This is a genomic window from Candidatus Magnetobacterium casense, from assembly GCF_019173545.1.
Taxonomy (GTDB): Bacteria; Nitrospirota; Thermodesulfovibrionia; order Thermodesulfovibrionales; family Magnetobacteriaceae; genus Magnetobacterium; species Magnetobacterium cryptolimnobacter.
The window spans coordinates 1-1,537 of record NZ_JABXWD010000627.1 but is presented as its reverse complement, the minus strand read 5'-3'; the positions used below and the strand labels follow the sequence as shown (position 1 = coordinate 1,537).

Annotated in this window: 1 protein-coding gene; it reads right to left on the bottom strand. The window is 51.2% G+C overall.

The genetic code is table 11. The features are described 5' to 3' along the window. Positions 1 to 323 precede the first annotated feature (323 nt). The gene (pseI, locus tag HWQ67_RS18225) at positions 324 to 1,412 is read right to left on the bottom strand and encodes a pseudaminic acid synthase (protein WP_218254118.1); all 1,089 of its coding nucleotides are present in this window, start codon (positions 1,410 to 1,412) and stop codon (positions 324 to 326) included. Between the last annotated feature and the right edge of the window lie 125 nt (positions 1,413 to 1,537).

The following is a 1,537-nucleotide window of genomic DNA, read 5'->3' as shown; positions in this document are numbered from 1 at the left end:
TTTGAAAATGGATTCCCGTTTTCACGGGAATGACAAGAAATGGTATTTTGCGCCCATCTGTGTCATTCCTGCGTAAGCAGGAATCCAGAAAGTGCGAAACCATAGAGATTAAAAATGCTTCCACAAAAACCAGAAGCAATTATTATTGATGATATCCTAAATCAAATATTCAAACTTGGTAGCATTAACAGGCTATCTAAAGTTGCTTACTGGCGAAGATATTGAGACAATAGAGTTACTTCTGAAGGGATATGAGTAAAGTACAGCAGGAACTATAGACGTTGTTGCGGCGTTCAATAACCGTCCTTGTGATGCCCCGGAGGTTAGCACGAGCCATCTCCGCCTCCTTCAACGAGTTGCCAACTCAAGGGGGTGCCTCTGGCGATGAACGTTGTGGCCGGCTTGCCTAATACGTCTTTGAGGTGCCTGGGATGCAGCCCGTTGCCTGGCCGTATAGACCTGACGTTGTCCTCCGTGAATGGTTGTCCGGCCTGTATGTCGGCCACCACAAAGAGCGAACGGGCATGTATCCTGTTGCGTCGCACCTTGTCACTGGTGCGATAACTGCCGTCTCCCAGGGCTGCCTCAATCTGCCTGATGGCCAGCGCCATCTGCTTAAATTCATGCGGTTCCAACGAAAACCCGCTGTCCGGCCCTCCCAGGTGGCGTCCCAGCGTAAAGTGCTTCTCCACGATGCACGCCCCCAGTACCACCGATGCCACCGGGATGGCTATGCTTGGTGAGTGGTCAGACAGACCAACGATCACCCCAAATCGCTCCCGTAGCCACGTAATCCCTCTGAGGTTGACCTCCTCAAAGGGCGTCGGGTAGATGCTTGAACACTTCAAAAGGGCGATGTCCTGGTTGCCTACGCCCTTGCAGGTGTCAATGGCCTCCTCGATATCTGACGGCTCTGCAATGCCGGTTGATATTATCACGGGTCTGCCCTTTGACGCCATGTACCGGATCAGCGGTATGTCGGTTATCTCAAAGGAGGCCACCTTATAGGCCGGGGTCTGCATTTCCTCCAGGAAGTCTACCGCCGTCTTGTCAAATGGCGATGAAAAACTGACCAGTCCAACGTCCTGTGCCCTGGCCCTGAGTTGCCCGTACCACTGCCAGGGCGTAAAGGCCTCCTCGTAGAGCTGATAGAGGGTCTTGCCATCCCAGATGGTACCGTGGCGTATCCGGAAGTGTTCCTGTTGCGAGTCAATGGTGATGGTGTCGGGCGTGTAGGTCTGAAACTTAACAGCATCCGCACCGGCCTCCTTAGCCGCCTCGATTGTCCTGAGGGCAACGTCAAGACTTTGCCGGTGGTTGGCCGACACCTCGGCCACGATAAAAACAGGCTCTCCTGCTCCAATTTTTCTGCCTTGGATCGTCAGGGTGTCAGATAAAGAACCTCCTGGCATATCAACAATAACCTCCATGTAATCGCTATCGTTATGTCCTTTTACTCCTTACATGGTAACATATTTTAGTCTGTAAACAAAAGATATAATATAGCAGATTTCGATTGGATTAAATACAAGATATG